Annotated in this window: 31 protein-coding genes, 1 tRNA gene, 2 other RNA genes and 1 pseudogene; 31 read left to right on the top strand and 4 right to left on the bottom strand. The window is 39.7% G+C overall.

Annotated features, from left to right (window positions below):
- Positions 1 to 166: 166 nt before the first annotated feature.
- The 6 genes from OCV57_RS05260 to OCV57_RS05235 all read left to right on the top strand — a co-directional run bounded on the left by OCV57_RS05260 (position 167) and on the right by OCV57_RS05235 (position 6,395).
- A complete protein-coding gene (locus tag OCV57_RS05260; protein WP_267300683.1) occupies positions 167 to 2,164 on the top strand; it encodes an NAD(+) synthase in 1,998 nt (665 codons plus the stop codon).
- Positions 2,165 to 2,290: 126 nt separating this feature from the next.
- Complete coding sequence (locus tag OCV57_RS05255; protein ID WP_038671331.1) at positions 2,291 to 3,610, top strand: glutamine synthetase family protein; 1,320 nt, start codon at positions 2,291 to 2,293, stop codon at positions 3,608 to 3,610.
- A gap of 33 nt (positions 3,611 to 3,643) precedes the next feature.
- Positions 3,644 to 4,216 carry an ANTAR domain-containing response regulator gene (locus OCV57_RS05250; protein WP_022288387.1) on the top strand — a complete coding sequence of 191 codons (573 nt, stop codon included), beginning with the start codon at positions 3,644 to 3,646 and terminating at the stop codon, positions 4,214 to 4,216.
- 100 nt (positions 4,217 to 4,316) lie between these two features.
- Positions 4,317 to 5,180 carry a class II fructose-1,6-bisphosphate aldolase gene (fba, locus tag OCV57_RS05245; protein ID WP_038671333.1) on the top strand — a complete coding sequence of 288 codons (864 nt, stop codon included), beginning with the start codon at positions 4,317 to 4,319 and terminating at the stop codon, positions 5,178 to 5,180.
- Positions 5,181 to 5,311: 131 nt separating this feature from the next.
- Positions 5,312 to 5,842: a QueT transporter family protein gene (locus OCV57_RS05240; RefSeq protein ID WP_038671335.1), complete on the top strand. Its 531-nt coding sequence runs from the start codon at positions 5,312 to 5,314 to the stop codon at positions 5,840 to 5,842.
- 466 nt (positions 5,843 to 6,308) lie between these two features.
- Positions 6,309 to 6,395, top strand: a tRNA-Leu gene (locus OCV57_RS05235).
- Between the two features lie 195 nt (positions 6,396 to 6,590).
- Here the strand turns inward: OCV57_RS05235 and OCV57_RS05230 are convergent.
- From OCV57_RS05230 to OCV57_RS05220, 3 genes are all read right to left on the bottom strand, one after another.
- Positions 6,591 to 8,183, bottom strand: coding sequence for a recombinase family protein (locus tag OCV57_RS05230; protein ID WP_267300679.1), 1,593 nt, complete (start codon positions 8,181 to 8,183; stop codon positions 6,591 to 6,593).
- A gap of 108 nt (positions 8,184 to 8,291) precedes the next feature.
- Positions 8,292 to 8,474 carry a hypothetical protein gene (locus OCV57_RS05225; protein ID WP_022286812.1) on the bottom strand — a complete coding sequence of 61 codons (183 nt, stop codon included), beginning with the start codon at positions 8,472 to 8,474 and terminating at the stop codon, positions 8,292 to 8,294.
- Positions 8,475 to 9,061: 587 nt separating this feature from the next.
- A complete protein-coding gene (locus tag OCV57_RS05220; RefSeq protein WP_267300676.1) occupies positions 9,062 to 10,096 on the bottom strand; it encodes an AAA family ATPase in 1,035 nt (344 codons plus the stop codon).
- Positions 10,097 to 10,786: 690 nt separating this feature from the next.
- Here OCV57_RS05220 and OCV57_RS05215 point away from each other — a divergent pair.
- The 11 genes from OCV57_RS05215 to OCV57_RS14355 all read left to right on the top strand — a co-directional run bounded on the left by OCV57_RS05215 (position 10,787) and on the right by OCV57_RS14355 (position 17,869).
- Complete coding sequence (locus OCV57_RS05215) at positions 10,787 to 11,317, top strand: hypothetical protein (RefSeq protein WP_267300675.1); 531 nt, start codon at positions 10,787 to 10,789, stop codon at positions 11,315 to 11,317.
- 14 nt (positions 11,318 to 11,331) lie between these two features.
- Positions 11,332 to 11,670 (top strand): hypothetical protein, encoded by a 339-nt coding sequence (locus OCV57_RS05210; protein ID WP_267300674.1) that lies wholly within the window; start codon positions 11,332 to 11,334, stop codon positions 11,668 to 11,670.
- Positions 11,671 to 11,697: 27 nt separating this feature from the next.
- Positions 11,698 to 12,423, top strand: a complete 726-nt coding sequence (locus OCV57_RS05205) for an ABC transporter permease family protein (protein ID WP_267300673.1) — start codon at positions 11,698 to 11,700, stop codon at positions 12,421 to 12,423.
- Between the two features lie 49 nt (positions 12,424 to 12,472).
- A complete protein-coding gene (locus OCV57_RS05200) occupies positions 12,473 to 13,294 on the top strand; it encodes a hypothetical protein (RefSeq protein WP_267300672.1) in 822 nt (273 codons plus the stop codon).
- A 57-nt stretch (positions 13,295 to 13,351) separates the two neighbouring features.
- Positions 13,352 to 13,837 carry an FtsX-like permease family protein gene (locus OCV57_RS05195; protein WP_267300671.1) on the top strand — a complete coding sequence of 162 codons (486 nt, stop codon included), beginning with the start codon at positions 13,352 to 13,354 and terminating at the stop codon, positions 13,835 to 13,837.
- A gap of 6 nt (positions 13,838 to 13,843) precedes the next feature.
- Positions 13,844 to 14,509: an ABC transporter ATP-binding protein gene (locus OCV57_RS05190; protein WP_117878808.1), complete on the top strand. Its 666-nt coding sequence runs from the start codon at positions 13,844 to 13,846 to the stop codon at positions 14,507 to 14,509.
- 339 nt (positions 14,510 to 14,848) lie between these two features.
- Positions 14,849 to 15,112: a tyrosine-type recombinase/integrase gene (locus tag OCV57_RS05185; RefSeq protein WP_317245098.1), complete on the top strand. Its 264-nt coding sequence runs from the start codon at positions 14,849 to 14,851 to the stop codon at positions 15,110 to 15,112.
- A gap of 202 nt (positions 15,113 to 15,314) precedes the next feature.
- Positions 15,315 to 16,040: a LytR/AlgR family response regulator transcription factor gene (locus OCV57_RS05180; protein WP_267300669.1), complete on the top strand. Its 726-nt coding sequence runs from the start codon at positions 15,315 to 15,317 to the stop codon at positions 16,038 to 16,040.
- Position 16,041: 1 nt separating this feature from the next.
- Complete coding sequence (locus OCV57_RS05175) at positions 16,042 to 17,286, top strand: sensor histidine kinase (RefSeq protein ID WP_267300668.1); 1,245 nt, start codon at positions 16,042 to 16,044, stop codon at positions 17,284 to 17,286.
- A gap of 122 nt (positions 17,287 to 17,408) precedes the next feature.
- Complete coding sequence (locus OCV57_RS05170; RefSeq protein WP_117924657.1) at positions 17,409 to 17,564, top strand: cyclic lactone autoinducer peptide; 156 nt, start codon at positions 17,409 to 17,411, stop codon at positions 17,562 to 17,564.
- Positions 17,564 to 17,869 (top strand): accessory gene regulator ArgB-like protein, encoded by a 306-nt coding sequence (locus tag OCV57_RS14355; RefSeq protein WP_394804269.1) that lies wholly within the window; start codon positions 17,564 to 17,566, stop codon positions 17,867 to 17,869. Before OCV57_RS05170 ends, OCV57_RS14355 begins: the two co-directional genes overlap by 1 nt.
- Before the next feature lie 420 nt (positions 17,870 to 18,289).
- On the opposite strand, the gene OCV57_RS05165 is transcribed toward OCV57_RS14355, so the two are convergent.
- Positions 18,290 to 18,991: a LexA family transcriptional regulator gene (locus OCV57_RS05165; protein ID WP_051706962.1), complete on the bottom strand. Its 702-nt coding sequence runs from the start codon at positions 18,989 to 18,991 to the stop codon at positions 18,290 to 18,292.
- A 192-nt stretch (positions 18,992 to 19,183) separates the two neighbouring features.
- On the opposite strand from OCV57_RS05165, the gene OCV57_RS05160 reads away from it, so the two are divergent.
- The 14 genes and pseudogenes from OCV57_RS05160 to OCV57_RS05100 all read left to right on the top strand — a co-directional run bounded on the left by OCV57_RS05160 (position 19,184) and on the right by OCV57_RS05100 (position 26,602).
- A complete protein-coding gene (locus OCV57_RS05160; protein ID WP_041337551.1) occupies positions 19,184 to 19,636 on the top strand; it encodes a hypothetical protein in 453 nt (150 codons plus the stop codon).
- A gap of 12 nt (positions 19,637 to 19,648) precedes the next feature.
- On the top strand, positions 19,649 to 19,882 hold the full coding sequence (locus tag OCV57_RS05155) for a hypothetical protein (protein WP_041337550.1): 234 nt from the start codon (positions 19,649 to 19,651) through the stop codon (positions 19,880 to 19,882).
- A pseudogene (locus OCV57_RS14350) lies at positions 19,845 to 19,979 on the top strand (helix-turn-helix transcriptional regulator); the annotation flags it as partial. The gene OCV57_RS05155 and the pseudogene OCV57_RS14350, both read left to right, overlap by 38 nt.
- A gap of 72 nt (positions 19,980 to 20,051) precedes the next feature.
- An RNA gene (locus OCV57_RS05150) (hammerhead ribozyme type II) lies at positions 20,052 to 20,123 on the top strand.
- Positions 20,124 to 20,705: 582 nt separating this feature from the next.
- Positions 20,706 to 20,779: hammerhead ribozyme type II (locus OCV57_RS05145), an RNA gene on the top strand.
- A 16-nt stretch (positions 20,780 to 20,795) separates the two neighbouring features.
- Positions 20,796 to 20,999 carry a hypothetical protein gene (locus tag OCV57_RS05140; protein ID WP_041337548.1) on the top strand — a complete coding sequence of 68 codons (204 nt, stop codon included), beginning with the start codon at positions 20,796 to 20,798 and terminating at the stop codon, positions 20,997 to 20,999.
- Between the two features lie 48 nt (positions 21,000 to 21,047).
- Complete coding sequence (locus OCV57_RS05135) at positions 21,048 to 23,048, top strand: DNA-binding domain-containing protein (protein WP_041337547.1); 2,001 nt, start codon at positions 21,048 to 21,050, stop codon at positions 23,046 to 23,048.
- Positions 23,049 to 23,051: 3 nt separating this feature from the next.
- Positions 23,052 to 23,975, top strand: a complete 924-nt coding sequence (locus OCV57_RS05130) for an AAA family ATPase (RefSeq protein WP_041337546.1) — start codon at positions 23,052 to 23,054, stop codon at positions 23,973 to 23,975.
- A gap of 24 nt (positions 23,976 to 23,999) precedes the next feature.
- Positions 24,000 to 24,197: a DUF6906 family protein gene (locus OCV57_RS05125; RefSeq protein WP_041337545.1), complete on the top strand. Its 198-nt coding sequence runs from the start codon at positions 24,000 to 24,002 to the stop codon at positions 24,195 to 24,197.
- A 263-nt stretch (positions 24,198 to 24,460) separates the two neighbouring features.
- Positions 24,461 to 24,721: an AbrB/MazE/SpoVT family DNA-binding domain-containing protein gene (locus OCV57_RS05120; protein ID WP_041337544.1), complete on the top strand. Its 261-nt coding sequence runs from the start codon at positions 24,461 to 24,463 to the stop codon at positions 24,719 to 24,721.
- Positions 24,708 to 25,358: a hypothetical protein gene (locus tag OCV57_RS05115; protein WP_041337543.1), complete on the top strand. Its 651-nt coding sequence runs from the start codon at positions 24,708 to 24,710 to the stop codon at positions 25,356 to 25,358. The genes OCV57_RS05120 and OCV57_RS05115 overlap by 14 nt, the downstream gene beginning before the upstream one ends.
- A gap of 18 nt (positions 25,359 to 25,376) precedes the next feature.
- Positions 25,377 to 25,904 (top strand): phage protein GemA/Gp16 family protein, encoded by a 528-nt coding sequence (locus OCV57_RS05110; protein WP_051706958.1) that lies wholly within the window; start codon positions 25,377 to 25,379, stop codon positions 25,902 to 25,904.
- Complete coding sequence (locus tag OCV57_RS05105; protein WP_041337542.1) at positions 25,891 to 26,205, top strand: Mor transcription activator family protein; 315 nt, start codon at positions 25,891 to 25,893, stop codon at positions 26,203 to 26,205. Before OCV57_RS05110 ends, OCV57_RS05105 begins: the two co-directional genes overlap by 14 nt.
- A gap of 100 nt (positions 26,206 to 26,305) precedes the next feature.
- Entirely contained in the window at positions 26,306 to 26,602 is a 297-nt protein-coding gene (locus tag OCV57_RS05100; RefSeq protein ID WP_041337541.1) for a hypothetical protein, read from the top strand.

Raw genomic sequence — 26,602 nt, 5'->3', positions numbered from 1 at the left:
ATGGCGTTCCCCCCTTTGATGTGATATCTCAATTTTAACACATTAGTGGCGGATTGTCTAGTATCGTTCTAAAATAGTTTTGCTATACTGTAAAAATCATTGACTTATACCTATAAAAAATGGTATAATGATAACAATGATAATTTCTTGTAAGGAGCTTATTTTTATGAAAGACGGTTTTATAAAGGTCGCCGCCTGTACCCCTGAGATACAGGTGGCAGACGTTGACTTCAATGTGGATAAAATAATCAGTCAGCTTGAAAAGTGCAGGGAAGAGGGCGTAAAGGTCGCTGTGTTCCCTGAGCTTTGCATAACAGGTTATACCTGTCAGGACTTGTTCTTTCAGAACGCTTTGCTTGATAGGGCGATGTACGGTGCTGTGAAAATAGCGAAGAAAACTGTCAACAGCGATATGCTTGTGGCTGTTGGTATGCCTGTGAGGGCAAAGGGCAAGCTTTATAACTGTGCGGCAGTTATACAAAACGGTGAGATACTGAAATTTATACCGAAAACGCATTTACCGAATTATAACGAGTTTTATGAGGCAAGGCATTTTGCACCATATATGGGCGGCAATATCCAGCTTGAGCTTACACAGTATTTTGCCGATGACGATATGCATTCTGCACAAATGGGACAGTATGTCTTTGAGCTTGACAACTGGGAAAACAACGGCGAGCAGCCAAGCGACTGCGTGAAGATAGGCTTTGAGCTTTGCGAGGATCTGTGGGTGGCTGACCCTGTTTCAAATTATCTTGCTAAATCGGGTGCAACGCTTATTTGCAATCTGTCCGCAAGCGATGAGGTCATCGGCAAGGATTCTTACCGCAGACAGCTTGTGTCAAATCAGTCTGCAAGACTGGTGGCAGGATATATCTACTGCTCCGCCGGTGACGGTGAGTCAACGCAGGATATGGTCTTTTCGGGTCACAATATCATTGCGGAAAACGGCTCTATACTTGCAGAGAGCAGACTTTTTGAAAACGGCATAACTATATCTGAGATAGACTTCAAAAAGCTTGCGTTCGAGAGAAGAAAGATCTCCACCTATCCTGAGAGCAATTCGGTTTGGGATCAGCTAAATGAAATTTATAAGCCGTATTTTCTTGACGTTCTGCCTGTAGATTATATCACCTTTGATATGTGTGATACCAAGCTTACAAGGAAATTTTCTAAAACGCCTTTTATCCCTGCAAATCAGGCGGAGAGAAATGAGCGTTGTCACCTTATTTTGCAAATGCAATCCCATGGACTTATGAAGCGTATCGCACACACACATTCCAAAACTGTGGTCATTGGCATTTCAGGGGGACTTGATTCTACGCTTGCACTGCTTGTATGTGTAATGGCAATGGACTTGCTGAAACGTCCTCATACTGATATCGTTGCGGTGACGATGCCATGCTTTGGCACAACAAAGCGCACACGCTCCAATGCGGAGATACTTTGCGACGCTTTGGGGGTAACGTTCAGAGAGGTAGATATCTCAAAAGCAGTTTTACAGCACTTTGAAGATATCGGTCACGATTATAACGATCACAGCGTTGTGTTCGAGAATGGTCAGGCGAGAGAGCGCACAAAGGTGCTTATGAATATCGCAAATCAGGTGAGCGGAATGGTGGTCGGCACAGGCGACCTGAGCGAGCTTGCTCTCGGCTGGGCGACCTACAACGGCGACCATATGTCCATGTACGGTGTGAACGCTTCTATCCCTAAAACGCTGGTAAGGCATATCGTTCAGTATTACGGCGACACCTGCACATCTGATACTCTGAGAGATGTACTGTACGATATTTTGGACACTCCTGTTTCTCCTGAGCTTCTTCCTACCGACGAGAGTGGCACTGAGATGACACAGAAAACAGAAGACCTTGTCGGTCCGTATGAGCTTCATGACTTCTTCCTTTACTATGGCATACGCTGGGGCTTTGAGCCGTCAAAGGTGAAAAGGCTTGCGAAATATGCCTTTGAGGGGGATTATCCTGACGAGGTCATAGACAAGTGGCTCAAAACATTCTATCGCAGATTTTTCTCACAGCAGTTCAAACGCTCCTGCCTGCCTGACGGCGCAAAGATCGGTTCTGTTACCCTGTCACCGAGAGGAGATTGGAGAATGCCGTCTGACGCTGTGGCAAAGCTTTGGCTGGAGGATATCGACAAATAACGCAAGGTAAAAATAAAGTAACAAAATCTTTATAACTGCTCGGTTTTACAGAATTGGCTGTTCAGATATAATTATAAGTAAGGAACGGAAAACTTTTCTGAACAGTATCATTACGGAGGATTTATTATGAAATACACAGAGAAAGAGGTTTTGCAGTTCGTTGAAGAAAACGACGTAAAGTTCGTAAAGCTCATGTTCTGCGATATATTCGGTTCGTTAAAGACTATCTCTGTTATAGCAGGCGAGCTGCCGAAAATATTCAGAGAGGGACTTATCTTTGACGCTTCAAAGCTCGGTGGCTTTTTGAATGTGACTGCTTCAGACCTTAGACTTTTCCCTGACCCTGATACGCTGGCGCTTCTTCCATGGCGACCGCAGCACGGCAGGGTAGTAAGATTTTTCTGCCACCTGAAATATCCTGACGGAACGGCTTTTGAGGGCGACGGCAGGTTTTTCCTCAAAACTGCTATCGCATATGCGAAGGGCAAGGGATATAACTTCCAGATAGGTACTTCATGCGAGTTTTACTGCTTTGAAAAGGATGATACTGATATGCCTACAAAGCGTCCTCACGATTATGCAGGCTATTGTGACGCTGCGCCTGTTGACAGGGGAGAAAACCTCAGACGTGATATCTGCCTGACACTTGAGCAAATGGATATTTTCCCAGAAAGCTCAAGACATGAAACCGGTCCGGGTCAGAACGAGATAGATTTTCAGTATTCAAACGCACTGAAAGCCGCCGATAATCTTGTGACGTTCAAGAACGTTGTAAAATCTGTGGCTGACAGAAATGGGCTTTACGCAACGTTCATGCCAAAGCCTATCGTCGACAACTGCGGATCTGGTCTGCATATAATGCTCATGTGCATGAAAGGCACGGAAAATGTTTTCAGACCTCAGCTTGGCGGACTTTCCAAAGAGGCTGAGCGCATGATAGCAGGAATACTGAAAAACGTTGGCGATATGACGCTGTTTTTAAACACCACTACAAATTCATACAAACGTTTTGGCAGTCTGCTTGCACCTAAGTATATTTCATGGTCACATGAAAATTATGCACAGCTTCTTCGTGCACCGCTTGCTGATACAGATGAGAATGGTATAATACTCCGTTCAGCAGACAACACCTGTAATCCTTACTTTGCTATGGGTCTGCTTATTTATGCCTGCATAGACGGTGTTATAAATAAGGAAGAACTTCCAAAACCTTTTAATTTCAATATAGGCTCGGCAGATGAAAGCGAGCTTGCAAAGCTTGAAACTCTTCCGCAGTCTTTGAAAGAGGCAGTGGAACGTGCTGAAAAGAGCGAGTTTCTTGCGGATAGGCTTCCTGAGCATATGTTGGAGCGTTTTATCGCAATAGAAAAGGAGCTTATCATAGAATATGAGAGAGCTGCCGATAAGGAGCAGTTTGAAACAGCCAGATATTTTTATCATCTGTAATGTCAGAGAAAGCTAAAAAAAGGAGGTGGGGAAATGGACAGGATACTTGTGGCTTCAAGCAATGACAAGGCAACAGCTATGCTTGTGAGTCTGTTAAAAGAAACCTTTCCCACCTGCAAGACTTCTATAGCCGCAACGGGTCTTGAAACAAGGCGTGCGGTAGGGTCAGGCAGTTATGACTGTGTCGTGATAAACTGTCCATTGTCAGACGAATATGGCAACGAGCTTGCGGAGATAGTCTGCACCTCAACTGACGCAAGCTGTGTGGCTATCGCAAAGTCGGAAAATGCGGATATCCTTGCTGATAAACTGGAAGATTTCGGCGTAATGGTGATACCAAAGCCACTAGGCAGACAGTATTTTTACCGTTCAATGAAATTTGTCAGTGCCGCAAGAAAACGTATGCTCGGAATACGGTCTGAAAATCTGAAACTGCACAAAAAGCTTGAAGAGATAAGAACGATAAACAGAGCAAAGTGCTCACTTATGCAGTATCTTGGCTTTACAGAACAGCAGGCTCATAAATATCTTGAAAAGCAGGCTATGGATAAGAGATGCACAAAGATCGAGGTGGCTCAGAAGGTCATCGAGATGTACGAGGTTTAAATGTTACATAATTGTTAAATTAATGTCACGCTATTGCAATTTACGGTGTAATGTTGTATAATAATAGAGGAAAATTTTAAATAACGGAGGTCGTTAAAAAATGTTAGTTTCAGCTAAGGAAATGATGACAAAGGCACTTGCAGGCAAGTATGCTGTAGGTCAGTTCAATATTAACAACCTTGAGTGGACAAAGGCTATCCTTCTCACTGCTCAGGAACTGCAGTCACCTGTAATTCTTGGTGTATCTGAGGGCGCAGGCAAGTACATGACAGGCTTTAAGACAGTTGCTGCTATGGTAAAGGCAATGGACGAAGAGCTTGGTATCACAGTACCTGTTGCACTTCATCTTGACCACGGAACATATGAGGGCTGCTACAAGTGCGTAAAGGCTGGTTTCTCATCTATCATGTTCGACGGTTCACATTATCCATTTGATGAGAACCTTGCTAAGTCAACTGAACTTGTTCACGTTGCAGATCAGCTTGGTCTTTCTATCGAGTGCGAAGTTGGTTCTATCGGCGGCGAAGAGGACGGCGTTGTAGGTATGGGCGAGTGCGCAGATCCAGACGAGTGCAAGACAATCGCTGATCTCGGCGTTACAATGCTCGCAGCTGGTATCGGTAACATTCACGGTAAGTATCCAGCAAACTGGCCAGGTCTTTCATTCGAGACACTTGCTGCTATCAAGGAAAAGGTTGGTGATATGCCACTGGTACTTCACGGCGGTACAGGTATTCCTGATGACATGATCAAGAAGGCAATCTCACTTGGCGTTGCAAAGATCAACGTAAACACAGAGTGCCAGCTTTCATTCCAGGAAGCTACAAGAAAGTACATTGAAGAGGGCAAGGATCTTCAGGGCAAGGGCTTTGACCCAAGAAAGCTTCTCAACCCTGGCTTCGAGGCTATCAAGGCTAAGGTCAAGGAGAAGATGGAACTCTTCGGTTCTGTTGGCAAGGCTTAATCAATAGCTAAATTAACGTAAATAAACGGGCTGTCGTTTCGGCGGCAGCCTTTTTATGTTATTTTATTTTCCAATTAAATAGAGTGTAACCTAGATCAACCACTCACAAATAAAAACAAGGAGATTTTTTTATGGAAATTTTCAGTGCACGTCGTTTAACAAACATGGGACTTATTGCAGCGATATACGTTGTGGCTACGATGCTTTGCAGCTCACTTGCATACGGACAGGTACAGTTCCGCATATCTGAGGTTTTGATGCTACTTTGTTATTTCAACAAGGATTACATCATTTCGCTTTCTATAGGTTGTTTGATAGTCAATCTATTCAGTACGCTCGGAATGGTGGACGTAGTATTTGGAACGCTTGCTACAGTTGTGGCAGCGGTTCTTATCTATCTGCTGAGAAACAAGGTAAATCTTGTAGTTGCGTCGCTTTTCCCGGTGATATCAAATGCGGTGATAGTTGGCTTTGAACTGACATATGTCTTCAAGACGCCGCTTCTTGTGAACATGGGCTGGGTAGCCTTAGGCGAATTTGTATGCGTAACGATAGTTGGTGTAATACTTATCAAGGCGCTTATGAAGAACAAGTATTTCAGCAAGCTTGTGACTTTCGGCATGAGTGATCAGGCTCTTAGTGAGCAGTTTAAAAACGGGTGACGATTCCGATATAAAAATCAGCCTGACTTTTTAGTCAGGCTTTATTTTTTGGCGCTTTTATCGAAAAAACTGCGAAAAAGTATTGACAAAGTACGTGTAATATGATATAATAAATACGTTGCATTGAGCAACGTAAAATATGCGGATGTGGCGGAATTGGCAGACGCGCTAGCTTCAGGTAGCGTAACGACAGTGAAATTATTTACTTTGCTGATTTCCGGTTCATCATAAATGTGGATTAGTGCGATAAGCATCCACCTCGGCTTTTGAATTTGAGCCGTGTGAAAGTTTCAAATTCTTATATGCAGGTGTGGCGGAATAGGCAGACGCGCTAGCTTCAGGCAGCGTAACGACAGTGAATTTATTTGCTTGGCTGCTTTCTGGTTCATCATAAATGTGGATTAGTGTGATAAGCACCCACCTCGGTTTTGGATTTGAGCCGAGTAAAAGTTTCAAATTTTTATATGCGGATGTGGCGGAATTGGCAGACGCGCTAGCTTCAGGTGCTAGTGATCGCAAGGTCATGTGGGTTCAAGTCCCGTCATCCGCACCACGAAAAGCTCGATTTTATCGGGCTTTTTTCTTTTGCTCCAGTAAAAATAAATGGGCAGACACGCTGGCTCTAAGAACAATTTTTAATTGATATTATGCTAAAACGCACTACCATAGCTAATGCGTCTGTCGGTTAATATATTCATATATGTAACGAACAAATCCGCAGGCGATACTGCGGATTTCGTTTTAATTTCTATGCACTTTCTAATTCTTCTGTTGGCTCAATAAACACGCTGACAGTTCCATTAAACTCTCCGTTCATCTCGAATCTGATATCAAGACTTTTATCTTCATTTTGATGAATGAAAATTCGCTTGACTAACATTCTTAGATTGATATCCGAAATCGTACCCTCGGACAGGATTTCATCAAGTATCTGTGTTGTGTTTTTAAGCTGTTCTTTTCTCTGTTTGCAGATTTTGTCATATTCCCTCAAGTCGGTTATCCGTTTTTCAATAGCGGATATTTCTTCTTCACGCTTAGTAATCATATTGTTGTAAACTTGTGCGTGTTCTCTGTCGCCGATTCGCTCTATAATCAAATCTTCGATCTGCTGTCGGAGTGATAATATCTTATCGTTGAGCTGCTGTATCTGACGTTCATACAGCGGCTTTTTCTTTACCCAATCCTTGACAATCTTGTTGTAGCGTTCGCTTTCGGCAAGTATCGTTTCACGAAGTCCTCGGACTTCATCTTCGATCAAAGCGTCAAGCTGATTTTCACGGACTGTGTGCGGAGTACAGTATTGCTTGCCGTAGCGGTGTGCGCTGTTGCAAGTGTATTCAACGTACTCTTTGCCTTTCCATTTTCTTGTGCGAGCTACAAAGCAAGCCCCGCAGTCGGAGCATTTTATTAATCCGGAATAGCGATGAAGATTCCTGCCATTTTGCGAACGTGGATTAATCTGTGAACGCTGTTCCAGTAAAAACTGTGCCTGTTTCCAAGTTGTTTCATCAATTATTGGTTCGCAGAAATTCTCATGGCGATACTGTTCCTCTAGCGGAATAAAAGTTTTTGTTTTGTAGATTTTACTTGTCACAGTTTTGTGATTTACCATTGTTCCAATATATAGTTCGTTAGTTAAAATTCTTTTGACCGCCGTTTGTACCCACAAGTATTTCTTAGAGATGTCGGGTTTCCAGTCGGCTAGCTTTCTTCGCTGATAGTATTCGGGCGACTTAATTCCACGCTCGTTCATCTTCTTTGCGATTGTGGTCAAGCCGTAGCCGTCAACGTATAGCTTGAATACTTCCTGCACTATCCAAGCTGTTTCATCGTCTACCAAAACAGTATTTGTGTTTCGGTCACGCTTGTAACCGAGGGGTAAGGACTCTATCAGACCTTTTCCTTTCTGCTTTTGACGTACACCTGCTTTTACTTTTTTGCTGATGTCCTTAGCATAAAAATCGTTGAAGATCTGCTTGAATCCAATCATCAAATCGTCATTCTCGTTACTGGAATCAATGCCCTCAGTCACAGAATAGACCTTGACATTGTTCTGTCGCAAGTGATCTATGAACAGTTCCGTTTGAGTACGGTGTCTGCCAAGTCTTGATAGATCCTTGACCAGAACTACATCAATTTTACCTTCGTCAACAGCAATTTCAAGTTCTCCTAAGCCTTTTCTGTTAAACGTCATTCCTGAAACATTGTCATCAAAGCTCTCTCCGACGATTTCGTAACCATTCTGCTCAGCGTAATCAACTAAAATCTGTCGTTGATTTTGCAGACTGTTCATTTCCTCATCTTCGTCACGAGATAATCTGTAGTATAGCCACGCTCTCATTTTATCGACCTCCTTTAAATTCGGCAGGCACGCTATGGTGTGTCTGCGTTACCTATCTGAACTTCGTTCAGATTGACACTACCACAAGCCGACCTGAAAGTCCAGCGATTACGCTGTTTTATCAACAAGTTCTACCTTTTCAATAAAATCGGAGTCGGAGCATTTGGACATACTATCTGAATTCAAATAGTCGTTAATCATGGACTCCATGAAGGTATCAAATGTCTTTCCGTCGCCATTATAGATAACAGTGACTGAATTGATTTTCGGGATTTCTCTTTGTCTTGGCATATTTTTATCGCCCTCCTTACTGTCTTTTCAGTTTCTTTTTCTCTGATTTTTAAACTGATCATTTTTAATCATTCCTTTCTTAAAATTTCGTTTGACATCATCAACAACGCCCGCAATTATGCCGATTTCACGCAGTTTTTTGCACTTACGACCCCTGAATCATTCAAAGCTCAAATTTATGACCCCATAAAAATTATGCACAATCATTTTGCTGAAACTGCGTATTTTCGGCACTTTTGCGGCGAGCTTTGCTCGTCCGCTGTGACTGTTTCGGGGGCTATGACCCCGAAACTTTAACTTGCAATGAAATATTTAGCTTTGGTGGTTATAGCTCTAGCTGCTGAATTGTGAAAAGTACATAATTGCTCAAATCGTTGAGTTCGACTTGCACAAGCTAATCTTATTTAAAATATCGCCCACATCGGCTCACAAATCGCTTGTGTGGGGTTTTGGTGAGTTTCTGCTAAACTTACCCGACTGATTTTTTTAGCCCGCAAATCGCCCCACGTTCGCTGATTTGGGTTGACAGTAAACATTGATTTAACTTTTACCGTCACACCTCGCAAAGCAAGTAATTTCAAGGCTTTTCACACTTTTGAAGTTAGCTTGTTGACAGTAACTTCGCTAGTGTTTTTACTGTCACTACTGTCACGCTCACGGTCGTAATGAAGAATTATCAGCCTGCAGTTGCGTGTCCGCTTGTACTGAAAATCAATGCCGTATTTTCTCAGCGTGTAACCGTTCTGAACTAGATCTCTTGTAACTCTGTTTGGATAGAATTGTTCTTGTGTGACTTCTTTTAGTTCACTTACAAGTTCTGACGCAGTACCTGTAAAAGAAATATACCTTTTTAGATAAACATACAACGCTGCAAGAAAAATGTTGTCCTTACTTTTGGGAGCGGACGGCTCATCGGTAACGACCCACTTTTTCAAATCGCTATCAAAATGCAAACTTATTTCTGCGTTTTCAATATCACGTCCTACACAATAAAGTTTTGCATTACGGCTGCCACGTTTTGTTTCGACCAGAACCATACTTCCGTCTACACAGCCGCTGATTCCTGTACTTCCTGAGATCATATTGAACGGGTCGATATCTTTGCATTTTCTAGTGTGATGTACAACTATTATTGCGATTTCAAGTTTGTCAGCAAGTGCTTTCAGAACGGATAGGTCTTTGTAGTCTGAACCATAGCTTGAATCAGTATCGCTGCGAACCATTTGCAGAGTGTCAATAAAAACGATTTTCAGATCACGATGTTCACTCATAAAGCCTTCAATCTGCTCTTCAAGACCGCCTCCTATCGGGTCAGACATAACAGAGAAGTAAAGCATTTCAGTTGGTTCATCGGTCAGCTCATAGAGCCTGTTTTGTATTCTTGCGTAACTGTCCTCTAAACACAGATACAGAGCAGTTCCTTGTGAAGTTTTTAGACCTAAAATTTTTTCTCCTTTCGCTATTGACAGACACATATCAAGTGCCAGCCACGATTTGCCGACCTTTGGTGCACCTGCTAAGATATACAGACCTTGTGCGATCAAGCCGTCTATAACGAATTCTATTGGCTTGTACACAGTTGTCATTATTTCTTCGCAGGATTTTGAGTTAAATTGTTTCAAGTTATCAGTCCTCCTATTCTGTTTTCAAGTTTCTGTTATTGTCACTGAACATAGCGAAATTTATATTCAAAACAAAAAGCTCGCAAAGACTTTTAAAATCTTTACGAGCTTATATTATTCACCATTATTATGGTATCGCATTTTAATACGTTTGTCAATAGTCATGGTCCATTTTCATTGTTTTGCACAGGAGATTTGATTTTGACACGGGGGTAAGATGTGCGTTTTCGCCGTCGCTGTTTGCGATGGAGGGTGTGGCAGTTATATTTATGTATGTGATAGTCACACTGTTTAATGGACTTGTCCATAAAATAATCCAGAGGTATTATTGACAAATCAAGAAAAACAACCACAAAAGAGATTATGTGTTTCCAATCGGACACACAAAAGCCCCAGAAGATGCCACTTCGAGGGTCTTTTTGCTACTTGTCGGATTTATGCCTGTCTAAACACTTGCAAATATAGTAACCATCTACACTTACCACAACAGACAAAACTAAAAAGTGCATTATATTATCTTTTTTATAACAAAGTCAATGAAAATGTCCTATATATTATTTAATATTTTGCACATTATGAATAAAATATAATTTTGTTCATAAACATATATTGACAAAATATTATTGCTATGTTATTATAATGTTGTAAAACGTTTTACTAAATAAATATTAACATAAAAGAAGTAAAAAAATGAATAACTTCATCAAAAAAACTTTATGTGCAGCTTTGGCAACTATTATGATGTCTGGAACTTTTGCGGTAGCAGATGCTGCAAGCACAAGTAAAAAAGATAATACGGGTAATTCCTGCAAGTATAAAAATTCTATTAATTTAGATCTAAATTCATATACAGCACGTGGTAACAATGGCGCTGTTAATAGTATACACGAAGTTAAATATAATTATGGAACAGTTACATTTTCCCCTTGCAATGGTAAGACTAATGCTAATAAGGTAATTTGGTACGCTGAATGGAAAGCGTCTGGGAAAATTAAAGATAAGATCAAATATACTTACACTTTAAATAATAATGTAACAAAATCTAGAGATTTAAGTGATGGAATGAAATGGAATACATGGGATAGTGATATTACATATTTTAGAGCTGATATTTACCCAATAATATCACCTGCAAATACAACAGTAAAAAAATCACAGAACAATACATATACATCAGGTACTACTTATCGTAGACGAGCAAGCACTAATATCACTCATTAATTAGGAGATATTTAATGAATATATTATCAATTGTTATAAAAAATCTAAAAAATTTTATAATTAAACATACTGTTGTTTTTATCATTATGTTTATTGCACTTATTATATCTACAATTACAATATTGTATGTAGTGGTTAAGCTTGATTGCTTATCTGATACGGTCAGTGCAGGCGATTTATCTCTCAATAAAATTGACTTAAAAAATAATGAATGCCAACTGGCAATTGATGATATTTCAGACAGATTACAGAGCTATTATGAAAATAATAGCTCTGTTAATTATGTTTGTGGATATCTGGATTCCGATGAAGGCTATATGGGCTTTTTTATCACAGACGAAAAAGAGAACTAAAAAAAATTTTCTGAACAATACAAACCTATGAAAGGTCGTTTTTTCTCTGATGATGAAATAGAAAATGGCGATGAAGTAATGATTATTGTGGGAATTGGTACAGAATTAAAGTCTATGACATACGACAATACAAATTTCAAGGTGATAGGTAGTTATGCTCCTAATAATATGGCGAATGGATATTTAACTCAAAAGTCATTAATAAAAAATAATATCATTCCAACAACATATTCAATTGTATTCGACAAAGAATTAAGTGTACAGGAAATCAAGGAATATAAAAAAGAACTTGAAGAATTGTTTCCGGAATTTAAAATAGAAACTACAATGGATTATATTTCAGAAAACGCTCCTGTTATGCTTGATTTTGAAAATATCTGCTTGTTACTTATGGTAATTGCAGCAATTATTTCATGTGCTTATTTTTATTCTTTTATACTTCAAATGCGAGTAAACAAAATATATATTTTCAAGCTTTGTGGTGCTTCCCCAGGAAATTTAATGAAAATTTTTGTTTCTGAAATGATAGCTCTGTTAATTATGCAATTCGGAGTTGCCTTTATTATTTTCAGAGTAATTCTGATAAATGTTTTGAAAAAATATGATGTGGCATTTTATTATGGATATTCCCGGATTCATGTAATCATTGCATTTTTAATCATTTTTGTATTGTGTTTGCTGATATTTATTCCTGTTCTTTTTTATTATTGTAAGAAGAATGCTATTCAGATAAAACAAAAGATGAAAGGGTGATAAAATGATTTTTAAGTATGCAGTTAAACAGTTGAAAAGACGTCCTTTCATGACTATTTTAATTTTATTTCAATTTGCAGTAATAACACTTTTAATAAGTATGATTTTAACCAAAATAAGCAGTTATTTTGTGACAAGCAATCTTATAAAAAAGATATGTGAAGGGGATAGTTATTATATTCAATATGATATTTCTTATAGTATAGAAAAAGACGACAGAGCTGGTGAACTTTCAAACGCTTTTGATGCTGAATTTCAGCCTTATTTGGACAAACTGAATAATCAAGAAATTACACAGGAAGAATTAGAAAAAAAATATAAAGAGCTGGATAAAAAATATGATAAAATATTTAAAGAAGAAAATTTAGATGAATGTTCCGCTCCTCCTGATATATCCAAATTACCTTATGTAGGGAAAATATATGCTTATTATGATTCTACACTAACATATACCCCTGATGATTTAATAACTTTATTGAGTACTGATTATATTAATGATTTGAATTTTAAAATGCAAAGTGGAAATTGGCTTTCTGATGCAGAACAAACAGATGATTATCTTAATCTGGTAGCTTTTTCAAGCAGCAATTATAATATCGGCGATGTTATTGACGTATCTATGGGTGACGTTGACGGAGCCATAAAAGGAAAAATTGTTGGTTTGGCTGATTATTCATATTATAAAGAAATTTGTGAACATGGGTCTTTTGAAACAGATAACTATTTATCCTTAGATAACATGCTGCAATTTAATTCAGCAACTATTTTTGCTGAATATTCTCCGGATTTTTTTGAAGAAAAAGCAAAAAAATACTTCTTTTTTTTAGAACCATTCAGTCAATCCGTTAAGCTGAAAGATGATATTACTTAAGAAGAAAAAAATGAGTTTTTTTCCGTTGCAACATCAAATAAATATGAATGTGTTGATTTGAAGAAGGCTTATCAAAACACATATATCCGTGATAAAAAGAATTTTCAGAACGATATTATTTTCTTGATAACAGCGTCATTAATTGCAATAATTTCTCTTATAGGAATGACTGCATTAAGTGTATCAAAAGAAATTAAGACATATAGTATTTATTGCCTTAACGGTATGACAAGAAAGCAATGTATTGGTATAAATGCAGTAGTAATAAGTTTATTGGTTATAATTTCAACATTAATAGCATTTATTGTAAAATTCAGCTATTCATATTGGTGTTATATTAAACGCTATATCGATTTAGCTGCATTTTATTCAAAAGAACATGCAAAAGCAGTAGTGAAATTCAGTAATTATTTTTCGATTGGAACATCAGAAGCTGTTGCTGTAATTATTCTATTATGTATTGCATTCATTTCAGCAATGATAATACCGTATTTTACTTTAAAAAGACTTGACATCATTCAGAATATTAAGGAAAACAGGTAGGTAATCATGATAAAAATATCAAACATAACAAAAAAATACAATCCTAAAAAATCCAACGAATTTGAAGCTCTGCACGGAGTTTCCTGCGAGATTAATGACGGAGAGCTTGTGGCTGTTATTGGCAAATCCGGAGCAGGAAAATCTACACTTTTGCATATTCTTGCTTGCATTGACAATTATCAGGAAGGCGAATATACTATTGACGGAACTCTGGTAAAAAATCTTTCAGAAAAGCAATATGCAAAAATTCGTAATGAAAAAATAGGCATGGTAATGCAAGATTTTGCTCTTGTAGAAGATTTCACAGCTTTGGAAAATGTTATGATTCCACTCAATTTCTCAAAGCAGAAAATAAAAAATAAAAAAGAAAAGGCTCTTGCTGCATTAAAATCTGTTGGCATTGGAGAACTTGCGAAAAAGCCCTGCAATAAGCTTTCTGGCGGACAAAAGCAGAGAGTTGCAATCGCCCGTGCGATAGTCAACGAACCGAGCATGATACTCGCCGATGAACCAACAGGTGCGCTTGATACCAAAACCTCTGCGGAGATCATGGCACTGTTCAAATCATTGAATAAACAGGGACGTACAGTAGTGATAGTTACTCACGATCCCAAAATCGCCGAACAATGCGACAGGATTATTGAGATAAGTGACGGGAGAATAGTAAAGTAAAATAAAGGCGGATATCGGGCGCTATCTCGCACTGTCGTTACGCTACCCTCAGGTGCTAGTGATCGCAAGGTCATGTGGGTTCAAGTCCCGTCATCCGCACCATAACAGGACACCAATTTTGATACAATGCGTATCTTGATTGGTGTCCGTTTTCTTTATCCGAAAGTCCTTGTTTAATGGGATTTGTCAACACAATTTAACGAAAGCAGGCAATAAAGCTCGCAAAGAAGATTGGCACCAAGGCAGCAGCAGATGAGCTGCACATACCCAGCTTCTGGCAGCAAACAAGCGGATCAAAGAGCTTGAAAAGATAAACCGTGAGCTTGAAGAGCTTAATGAATTTCTGGAGTAAGCATCTGTTTTTTTTCGCTGCGAACCGTCGGAAGTCAGGAAAGAAGAACGGTTAAAGTTCATTTTCAAAACGTTAATTTTCATTTACTGCGTCACACATACGCTACTGTTTGTATTGAGAATGACTTTGATGCTAAAATTGTCAGCGAGTTGCTAGGTCATTCTAATGTTAATATTACACTTAACCGCTATGTTCACTCATCGCTTGATACAAAAAAGAAATATGTTGAAAAACTCAATTTTGTAGCTTAAAAGTTTTTAGCCGTCAGAAACATCTGATTGGTAGTAAATAATGCATGATTTTACGTTGCTTTTTTGCCTTTTTGCCTGTAGGTGCAGATTTTGCGAAAAAATTATATTTTGTTTTGTAAACTATTATACCAGAAAATTGATAAAATATGTATTGATTTTCTGATAAATGTTTGGTATAATGGCGAATAAAGGCGGTGATCGTATGATCAGAGTTGCAATTTGTGATGATGATAAACGTATGCAGGAAAGTTTATCAAAGTATTTGTTAGATTATTCAATACAATGTGACAGAGAAATTGATCATTCAGAATTTGATACTTGTGAGAAATTAATGGACGAGTATCTCAAGGGGAACTCGTTTGATGTAATATTGCTCGATATTGAATTTAAAAATAATGATGAAAAACAAATGAATGGTATTGAGCTTGGAAAAAGATTGCGTGGACTGTATGCCAATGACAACACTGCTATTGTTTATGTGACATCTTATGGCGAGTATGCTATTGACTCCATTAAAATAAGGCCCTATGATTATATAAAAAAGCCAATTACCTATGAAAGAATAGTTGAATTTTTTGAAACTTATTATTTGGATCAGGCTAAGAGAAAAAAGGTGTTTGAATACACTGCACATAAAGTCAAAAACAGTATCATAGTATCTAATATTTGTTATTTTGAGAGTCAGGGCAGAACAATAGTGATCCATACTATTACGAATCAATATACCTTTTACGGAAAATTATCTAACCTGCTTGACAATGAAAGTTTAAGTGATTTTATCAGTATTCATAAATCGTATTTAGTAAATAAAAATTATATTGAAAGATTCACGTCACATTCAGTCGTCCTTATTGGCATAGACCGAGTGGAATTACCGATAAGCCCTAATAAGAAAATGGAGGTCAGTGAACAGCTGTTGAAAGAATGATATGACTACTTTATTTTATTTGTTTTCAAATGTGTTTCACATATATGCCACTTATCAGTTTTCCAATGTGTTTTTACAAAAGAAAAAAGAATCGGCAAAATCAGACGTTGTTCTGTTTACACTTTATTACATTATAAATAGCTGTGCGTATTTACTTTTTGACAATCGGCTTATTACAATCCTGTCAAACATTATACCTTTTATTCTTATATTTTTGTACTATAAAGTATCGTTATTTAAGTCTCTGTTGTCAGCATTTGTGTTATGTGTTTTTTCCATTGTAGTAGATACAGCGGTTGTTGCTATACAGTCTTTGCTTAATATAAACTCTGTTTTTTTTGATGAGGGATTTGTATCAAATATTGTGCTTCTAACACTTGTAAATATCATAGCTAAGAGCTATTTTAAATACAGCGATCAAATTGTAAAATTACCAATAATGTATTATATTACTGTGATATTTGTTTCGCTTGGCAGTATAATGGTTGGTTACTTTGTCGCAAAAGATCTCAATGTCGTATCGTTGATTTTAAGCGTTATCATATTATTGATGAACATAGTTATTCTTTACCTTTACGATAATTTGGTAAATATGTTTTCCCAGCAATATGAAACTGACGTTATTGAGCAGCAAAACAAGGCATATCTTAATCAGCTGCATTTAATGCAGGAATCTCAGATGAAGATAAGATTTTTAAAGCATGATATGAAAAATCATATTATCAACATGCAAAGTTTGCTTAGTGCTGAGAAATACGATCAGCTTAAAGATTACCTTGCTGAAACCAATGATTATATTTATAGTAATAATGTTATTATCGATTCAGGAAATGAAACGATCGACAGTGTTCTGAATTACAAATTGGCACCGTTAGAGAACAATAGCGTTGAAAAAAGTTATCATGTTGTTCTTCCTGAGCAAATTCTTATCAGTTCATTTGATTTAAATATTGTTATTTGTAATCTTATCGATAATGCACTTGAAGCGTTAAGTCTCCTAGGAGAGAACGATGAAAAGAAGATAACTATCGATATTGTTTATAAGCAGGGTTACATTAAAATATTAGTAGGAAATTCATTTGACGGAATCATACACAAGGATAAAAGGACAAGAAAAAATGATGAGATAAATCATGGAATAGGGTTAAAGAGTGTTCAAAATATTGCAGAAAAATATGGTGGAATTTTAAAAACTGATGTAGCTGATAACTGGTTTGAAACATCAGTGATAATGTATGAAAAATAGAGGTAACAATAAGTTGCCTCTATTTTTTTTACAAAAAAGACGTTTTTTTTGACATTTACGGTTTTTTATTCTTATATTATGTATAATCAAATCATAACTTGTTATGAAAGGAAGAAAATCATATGAAAAGAAATTTAATGAAACTCAGCACAAGAATGGGTAAGGTGTTTGCTGCATTGGCACTTTTGGTTACTGTATCAAACGTGAATTCTACATGCATGTTCATCACTCACCAGCCTGAACTGCCTGCTGATTCTAAGAAACTGCGTAAGTTCTAATGTTTAAGAAAACTGCCTGCAAAATAACGCAACATCTATGTGAAAAAGGTATTATATCAGAAAGCGATTTCGATTTGTATGAATACGGATTCAATATGGGGATAACGGTTTTACTTAACCTTATCAGCACTATAGTTATCGGCGTTATTGTGGGCAAGGTGTTTGAAAGCATAGCTTTCTTAGTTTTTTATATACCACTGAGAAGCTATGCCGGAGGATACCACGCTAGCACCCCGTGGAGGTGCTATTGTTGCTCGCCACGCAAAATCCGAAAAACGCAAAAATGCGGAATAACTCGGAATTAGCATAGAAAACCCACGAAAGTGGCGCAAATGCGGCGGTTTGAATATGCAAAAAGTTGACGTGCTTTGCGGATAAGAAAATTGAATGTCAAAAAAATAAGGTCTTAAAATGCAATTTTAAAAGCATTTTAAGACCTTTAAATTTTACCTTTTTAGAACGTTTTAGAACTGTTTTCAAATTTTAAAATTGTCACAAAACAGCGTATTTACGCATTTTAAAGCTATAACGTTTATAAAATAGTTTGAATGTTCAATTGAAAAATCTCATTGAAAGATTTCCATATTTTATACGGGAATATAGGAACTAAAAATTCGATTAATGGGAACTAGTTCCCATTAACTTATCAATGTCCCACTGTGCGGCTCGAACAATCACTACAGTCGGAAGATCAAGCACAAGTTGCTTAGTTTCATATTTTTATATCATACAGTTCCAATAACCTTTCCCCGGCAATAGATACTATCATAATCATGCAGCGGAATATCATCATAATCCGGGTTAAGGGAAATCAAGCGATCTCCGCCGAACTTCTTTATAAATCCTTCCCCGTTAAGTATAAAAATGCCTATCTCGCCGATCTCAACAGATGGCTGCGAGGCTATCAGAACTACGTCTCCGTCGTGGAATACAGGCTCCATGCTGTTGCCAGACACTCTTAGAGCAAAATTAGCCTCAAGAGTGAGCTGCGTTTTCTTAACCTCCAACATACCTTTTTCGCAGCCATCCAGATCAACGCCAGTTCCGGCACTGACAGGCAACGAATAGTACTCTATGAAAACACTGTTTTCAAGCTCTTTTAATGGTATTTTTGACTGCTCAAAAAGGACCTTGGCACGTTCGAGGACTTGACCCTTTTTCATTAAATCTAATTCCTTATAATATGTAAGTAACTCCTGCTCATCAGCGGTCAACTGTTCCGCTAGTGAGCTTTTTTCTTTACCGTAAACAAGGTAATCTATTGAAACATCAAAAAATTCAGCAATTTCAATTAGATATTTTCTATATGATTTGCTTTTCCCAGACTTCCATTCTGAAAAAGCAACATTATTTAATTTCAGGTAATTAGTCAATTCTTTTTGCTCTCGATTGCCTAAAAGCATAGTTATTCTATCCAAAATATCCAAAATTCAATCATCTCCTTTGTTACTTATCACAAAATTAGCGTTTTTCTAATTTCGAGTTAGAATTTCACTTGACAATTAGAAAAAATCTAGTTATAATTTACTATAGGGTAACCTCTAGGGCATAGTTACCCCATGATAAATTAAGTTTAACACAAAAAGCGTTAAACGTCAATCGAAAAAGGAGGAATTTTAATGAATAAGTATAAGATTAAGGAAACCGATGTGAATATGTATGAGTACAGAGGCTATACGATATCAGGTAACGATAGGATAGGCTATGTTTGCATATCACCTTACGGGGCTTTCTCGCCAAAGGCTTATAATACAATCGAGGATGCTAAGGCAGCAATAGATGATGATCTTGATTGCATAGCTGAAAAATACGGCGAGCAGCAAACAAGGGCGGAACAAACTCCGCCAATAAGAGGATATATAATGAATAAAGCTTTATTCGTAGAAAAAGAGCTCTACTTCCTGCTCCATGCCGCCAATGATGATGTTGATGATATAACTTACTGCGAAGACAACGGAGAAGAGTGGGTGCTTGTAACCATGAAGAACGGTCATGTGTATGATATAGGCATCACAGGAGACAGTCCGCTTGCTGCCGCTAAAGACGTTATCACCGTTATGATGTATAAGTAAGGAGGGTTTATTATGAAAAAACTTACGGACGAGGGAAAGGTGCTTACCATGTTTGCCATTATCATGCTATGGTGTGCCATAACAAGTCTTAGCGGACATTCCGAGTTCTGGATCATACCGTTGCTTACACTATCCGGATTGATCTGTATGCACCTTATCCTCTCTCTTATCAGAGATATATACTTTGCTAAAAGGAGGGAACGCCTTTATGAGCGCAGATATTGGGAAAAGCATAAAGCAGATTAGAGAGCAGCGTGATCTTAATCAGAGAGAGCTTGCTAAGTATGCGGGGATCAGCAATGTGACCGTGTGCAAGATAGAGCAGGGCGTTTTGACGCCCTCTCTTAAGACTACGATCAGGATAGCCAATGTGCTGCAATGCAGTCTTGACGATCTGTGCGGCAGATCACGAAACAGCCGAAACAGCCGACAGTAACTCGGCTGTCTGCCGGGGACGGTCTCCCGGTACTGATGATGGCAGACCAAAATATGCAGGTGCCGTGCTTGCCCGCCATAGGGGATATAGTGAATCACCTGCAGCTTGCAAGCTCAGAGGTAACGACTTAGATCTTGAACCAAGCCTGTCATACAGTCTGTAAACCGAGGACATAAAATATCGGTAGCGTATGACTTAAAAACCACGTGTTCTGGCTACGTGTCGTCGGGTTGAATTAGCCGAGGTACAGGTTTTGTTATAAGGGTTCCGACTTTCCTTAAGGTGCGAACTCGTAAATGCAAGCTGAGAGCGCATGAGCTTAATGTTTGCACCAGCTGGAACGTTTTTTGTATTTTTATAACACAGTCTAAAGACAACATAAAGATACCGCCCGTCTGAGCGTATCAGACCCACTTAGGATAACTTTTTATCCTATCTACCTTGCCGTTTCGGTAATAATCGGGGCGGCTAAATGTTCACGCATGGTGCTAGGTTCGCAAGCGTAAGCCTATCAGGTGCAAGTCCTGATGTGAAAGCCAACTCAATCAACCTAGTCGACAAGGTTGTGCAACGCAGTATAAGTGCGCAGGGTACTCTTTCGGAAGGAGTAGACTTATACATTCCGATTTTTCTAGCCGAAACCGAGCCGCAACAGGCGGTTCGGTCTGCCGGGGACGGTCTCCCGGTACTGATGATGGCAGACCGAGAAAGGAAGTGTAACCAATGAAATACAAGGAATTTAAAACACAAGTACTGTCTCATGCGGTGGGACAAGCCCGGCTTCTGGCTCAGGCAAGCTGCCTTGAGGACATAAAAATAGAGCCTGAACAGCTCCGCAGGAATGTTGCGACCATTCTTGCAGTATTGACCGAAACAGAAGATTTTCTGTCCGACCTCGTAAACAACCGTTCTGGCTCTGATACTTAGTATATCAGAAAACATTAGTTTTGTCAAGTAACTTCGGGAGGTGATGATGTGGAATATTTGACGGTTGCCAAAACTGCTGATCTTAAAGGCTGCAGTGAACGATATATAAAGAAACTGTGCAAGGACGGAAAATTGTCATGCAATATCGAAATCAACGACAGGAACCGTCCTAAATATATGATCCCAATATCATCACTCCCCGAAGGCCTGCAGGCAAAATACTATGCTCAGAAAAGAGCGGAAGCGGGCTTAGAACTTGTTGCACAGCCTGTTAAAAATGCGTTAAAACAGCCCAAAAAGCCTGTGAAAACGTCAATCGAAGAGTTTTCCGAAGATGAGCGTGATGAAATCGCACTCTGGGTAGATATCCTCAGAGACTGGCAGCGTTACCGGGATCAATACCCCGGAAAGAAAACCGAAGTGGATAAGCTTTACGTCGGCAAGTGTCAGCTCGAGCATAATGATATCAAAGTGTCGGTGGATATACTATACCGCAAGTATGCAGCCTACAGAAATAATAATCTGCAGGGGCTTTGTGAAAATCGAGGCGGAGCCAATAAGGGTAAGAGCAGTATCCCACCGGAGCTGTGGGAGCAGTTTTGCTATTTCTATCTTTCCGAAAACAAACCTACCGTTTCGCGTTGTTACGACCTAACGCTTGAATGTGCAAAAGAGTGGTATCCGTCAATGGTATCAAACTTCCCGTCAGACAATACTTTCAGGCGGCATATAAAGTCGGAAATACCACAAGCCGTGCTTACATATATGCGCGACGGCGATAAGGCTATGAAAGATAAATGCCTGCCATATATCAGCCGTATGTACGACGGTCTCCACGCTAACGACGTCTGGATCGCAGATAACCACACGTTCGATATACAGTCCTACGATGAAGATAACGGCACGATCCACAGGCTGTACCTTACAGCCTTTTTGGATGCCAAAAGCGGAGTGCTGGTCGGCTGGAATATATGCGACAGTCCGAACTCCCAGTCAACAATCATCGCATTAAGGCATGGAATTATGCGGTTTGGCATTCCGAAAGCCGTATATTTTGATAACGGTCGAGAGTTTTTGACCCATGACGTTGGCGGAAAAGGTCATCGAAGCAGGAAAACCGATAACCCTGAGATCGAACCACCGACAATACTCCAAAGGCTTGGAATCACGATGCATAACGCAATCGTCCGTAACGCTAAAGCAAAGCCTATTGAGCGTACATTTAGCACGGTCACAATGCAGTTTGCAAGAATGTTTGAAGGTTACTGCGGCGGCACTATTATGCAGCGACCTGAGAGCCTTAAGCGTAGAATTAAAGAAGGCAAGATTCCCTGCGACTTTGAGATTAGAGAATATATTGATATGTATATTGACGGTGATTTTAATATGCAGGAATATGGCGGAGCTGAGACAAAGTACAAAGGAATGAGTCGTATTGACGTATGGAATATGGATATAAAGTCTGTAGGAATACGCAAAGCTCCGGAAGCCGAACTTAATCTTATGCTTATGAGATCAACAAGGGTGCAAAAGATCAAGCGCAACGGCGTATTTGTTGAAATATCCGGCGAAAAGGTCTGGTTTATGGACTATGAAAACACTTACCGTCACCTGGGCGAGGAGGTCTATGTAAGATACGATCCCGCCGATCTTAGAAGCGTAAGGGTTTACGATAAATCGGACCGTTACCTTTGGACTTGGGAATGTGCGGACAAGCTGCTTATAGATTACATCACCGAAAGCAAGGAAGAGATTTCCGATGCAATGGCTTTACAGCGCAGAGTACAACGGTTTATTAAAGCCGAGGCTCAGAATATCACAGATGGCTTAAACTCAGAGCATAAGATCGACCTTATGGAGGCTGCCGCTCTCAAGGCAGCACATGGTAAGCAGAGCTTTAAGATCGTTATGCCGTCCAATGTGATTATGATAAGAGCTGATAATGAACCGGAAAGTATATCAAAGGCTTCCGGAGACGATATTGTGGTCAATATAGATAAAATGAACGAAAACGCCGAGAGGCGGAAGAATAAATGGAGGAGTGATTAATAAATGAAAAAGCTAACAGCTAAACAGGAGTGGGCATTGGAACAGATAAAACAGCTGCAGTACTCGGAAAATCTATCTGCGGCTGCAGTCTGCAAAAAGATTGGTATATCCGATAGCTCATACTCTGCAATTAAGTCAGGTACCTACAACGGCGATGTAGATAAGCAGATGAAAAAAGTAATTGAATACTTTGAAACCAAGCAGGCTGCAGCTGAAATCTATGTCGGCACAGACTATAAGGAAACGTCAATATCGTCTAACGTGTACAAGATCATACGTAACTGTCAGCTTCAGGGCGGTCTTGCCATAGCCTGCGGTGACGCAGGTATAGGCAAAACACAGGCTTGCAGGCAGTATTACCGTGAGCACGGCACAAACTGTACATACATAACGGTAAATCCGTGCATCAAGTCATCAAAATCCGTGCTGGAACTTATCGGTTCTAAGCTGAACGTATCCTCCGGCTCTGTGAGCAGACTCTGGTTGGAAATCTCGTCAAAGCTTTCGGACGGCATGGTGATAATCGTGGACGAAGCCCAGCATCTCACCAGAAATGCCATTGATACTCTCCGAAGCCTTTGCGACTGCTTTGACGAAAAGGGACAGACCCTTGGAATATGCTTTGTCGGCAACGAGACCACGGTAAGCAGACTTGGCGGAAAGCAGAAAGCGGAGTTTGCACAGATACGCAACAGGACGAAGAATACCCGGTTTTACAGCGTTAAGCAGATAAAGAAGAGCGACATCGAAATGCTCTTTCCGGATATCAGAGAGGACGCTGCTGCTGTTGAATTTTTACTGCGTATCGCTCAAAGTCCACAGGCTATCAGAGGAGCGGTCAATCTATACTCCAACGCCCTCGATAACGGCAATGTGACCGCCAAGGGATTGTCTGCAATCGCTAAATATATGGATATGGCGGTATAAAAAGTGAAACGGAGGACAAAAAGAATGAAGCACGGAAAAAATCCCACCAAAGCTCAGAAACGAATAATAGCGTATTACAAGCTTGATCCTGCGGACTGGATGGTTTCGAAGGCGACGGACAAGCAGCTTTGCCTTGTACATAGATATACTGATAAGATACGCTGGATAGACATGGTACGCATCGAGGAGCCGAGGAAAGTAAAGGCGACTAAATATGCATAATAATTTTGAATGTTTTATGAAAGGCAGCGCAGAATGTGCCTTTTTTATGAAAATGTGTTGTGATGACTGTCCGTACTGCGATAAATGCGGCTATTGTGATAATATTTGCAACAGTAACGGAGAATGCAATGAATGCTCAATTGTAGACAAGAAATAATAAGTATCAGAGGGGCTGTGCCCCTCCTGTAATGCAGCCGCCGATCGGCGCAGGTCACAAGCCCTGATAAATGCAGAGTGCAGAAAAACAAGGAGGTAAAAACGCTATGGAAACAAAACATAAAAAGCTTACAAGCAAAGCTGGATTGACGATCCCGAAGGACATCAGACTTGCAGCGGGCTTTGCGGGAGGCATGGCTGTTGACATCGAGAAGACAGCGGACGGTATCATGATTCGCAAGCACAGACCTACCTGTTGCTATTGTGGCAGTGTTGATAATGTGCGCTCTATCAAGGGACGTGATACCTGCAGAAACTGCGCCGAAGAAATCATAGAGGAGGTAAAGACGGCTTATGGATCTGTCTGAAAAGGTAAAACGTTATGCTGAGATCAAGGCGGAAATTTCGGAGCTTAAATCAGAGGCAGACGGCATCGAGGCTGATATCCTTAAGGCTTCGGAAGCCGACCTGCAGGATACAAAGTTTAAATCTGCTGTCTACAGCGACAATGCTGGCAATGCAATCACAGTCACCAACGCCGACAACGTTAAGCTTGTGTACCCAACAATGCTTAAGGAGATCTTTGGTAAAGCGTACGGCGACGTTGTAAAAGAGGACGTAACCTACACCTTGTCAGAATCTGCAAAACGCTTGCTTTCCGCCGTTTACAACAAGGAGTACATAAAGGACGGCAGCGTTGCTAAGATACTGGATGGGCTTGGGCTTGACGATAAGAGCCGCAAAGTTCTGGAGAAAAAGCTTAAGGGTGCGAAATATGAGACCGACGTAAAAAATCTTATGCAGCTTGGCGGTCTGGATGAAAAGGCGGCGCAGGAGAACGCTTATCTGGTATCCGAAGCCGTCGCTTGGCAGAATCTTAAACGTCTGCTTATGATTAATAACGAACAGCTTACCGATGAGATTGTGGAGCGTGCTGTGGATATGATTGACAGCGCGGTTGTAGTTGAAAGAACGCCGAAAACGAAATTCACGGCTAAAAAATAAGGACAGGAGGATTTGGATATGGCAACAAAGGAGCAGATTAAAAGAATTTACGGTCTGGGAGCAGGTCTTGGTATTGTCGGCAAAGATAAAGATGATATGCTGCACGAATTGATCTTTAGCATTACCGGTAAAGATTCGGTAAAACAGCTTGACGATAGCGAATTCAAGGCTGTTCAGGCGGAACTTATCAATCGCATGAAGCTTGCCGATCCAAACCATCTGCTGCATAATACCAAATCTAGAAACAAAAAGAAAGAAGCTGAAGAGATCGGCTGCAACGGTATGGCTACGCCTGAACAGCAGCGGCTGTGCTGGAGATACTGCTACAGGCTCAAGGAACTTGACACTAATCCAGAGTCAGCTGACGTTGGAGACAGGCTAATTGGCGTGATAGGCAAAGTACTGGGCGTTACGGCATCAAAAAAGCAGCCGTTTCGGTGGATAGATCAGGAACAGTGTTCTAAGCTTATCGAACAGCTCAAGCGTTATGTTAATTCGGCAGAGCGGCGGGCGAAAAGGCAAGGTGAGAAATATGCCGGAACTTGATATATACGAAGAAGACCTTACTCCAGAGCAGCGGGATATTTACGACTGCATCGGCTCACAGGCATACGAAAAGCTTGTGCAGCGTTACGGTGGTTTGTCAATTTACATTGCAAAAGCTGATTCTGTTATCCGATCGGCACGTGACGAAAAGATACGCAGGGATTTTAACGGATATAACTTCAAGTTTCTTGTCAATAAATATAATCTGTCTGAGCGCACGATCCGCAGCATAACGGCTGAGATAAGGCAGGAAAAGCAAAACGCTCCTATCGAGGGTCAGATTACCTTTGATGAAATATAATTGCAGAAACTCGCTGAAACGCTTCATCTGTAACACCCCCAATATATATGGTACAGTTATTATAACGGATAACGGTACTAAATATATTGGGGGTGTTTTTATGACAAGTCAGCAGATATTTACGATAGTATTTCAGCTCGTTCTTACAGGCGGTATAGGTATTATAACCTACTTTTTAAAGCGGACTATGGACGACATCGATAAATGCAAAAGCGGTCTGGATAAGGTCAGAGAAAATTACGTCTCTAAAGACGAGTTTGACAAGTGCAAGACCGATATTACCGACGTCAAGCAGAACTATCTTACCAAAGAGGATTTTTACAGAGAACAGCTTAAGACTGAACAGAAGCTGGACAAGATCATGGATATCTTGATGGAAATGAAGGGAGAAAAATAG

Origin of the sequence: Hominimerdicola aceti (genome assembly GCF_025567495.1) — a bacterium.
GTDB classification, from domain to species: domain Bacteria; phylum Bacillota; class Clostridia; order Oscillospirales; family Ruminococcaceae; genus Hominimerdicola; species Hominimerdicola aceti.
Note: the sequence above shows the minus strand (reverse complement) of the source record. Positions and strands in the feature narration are given on the sequence as shown.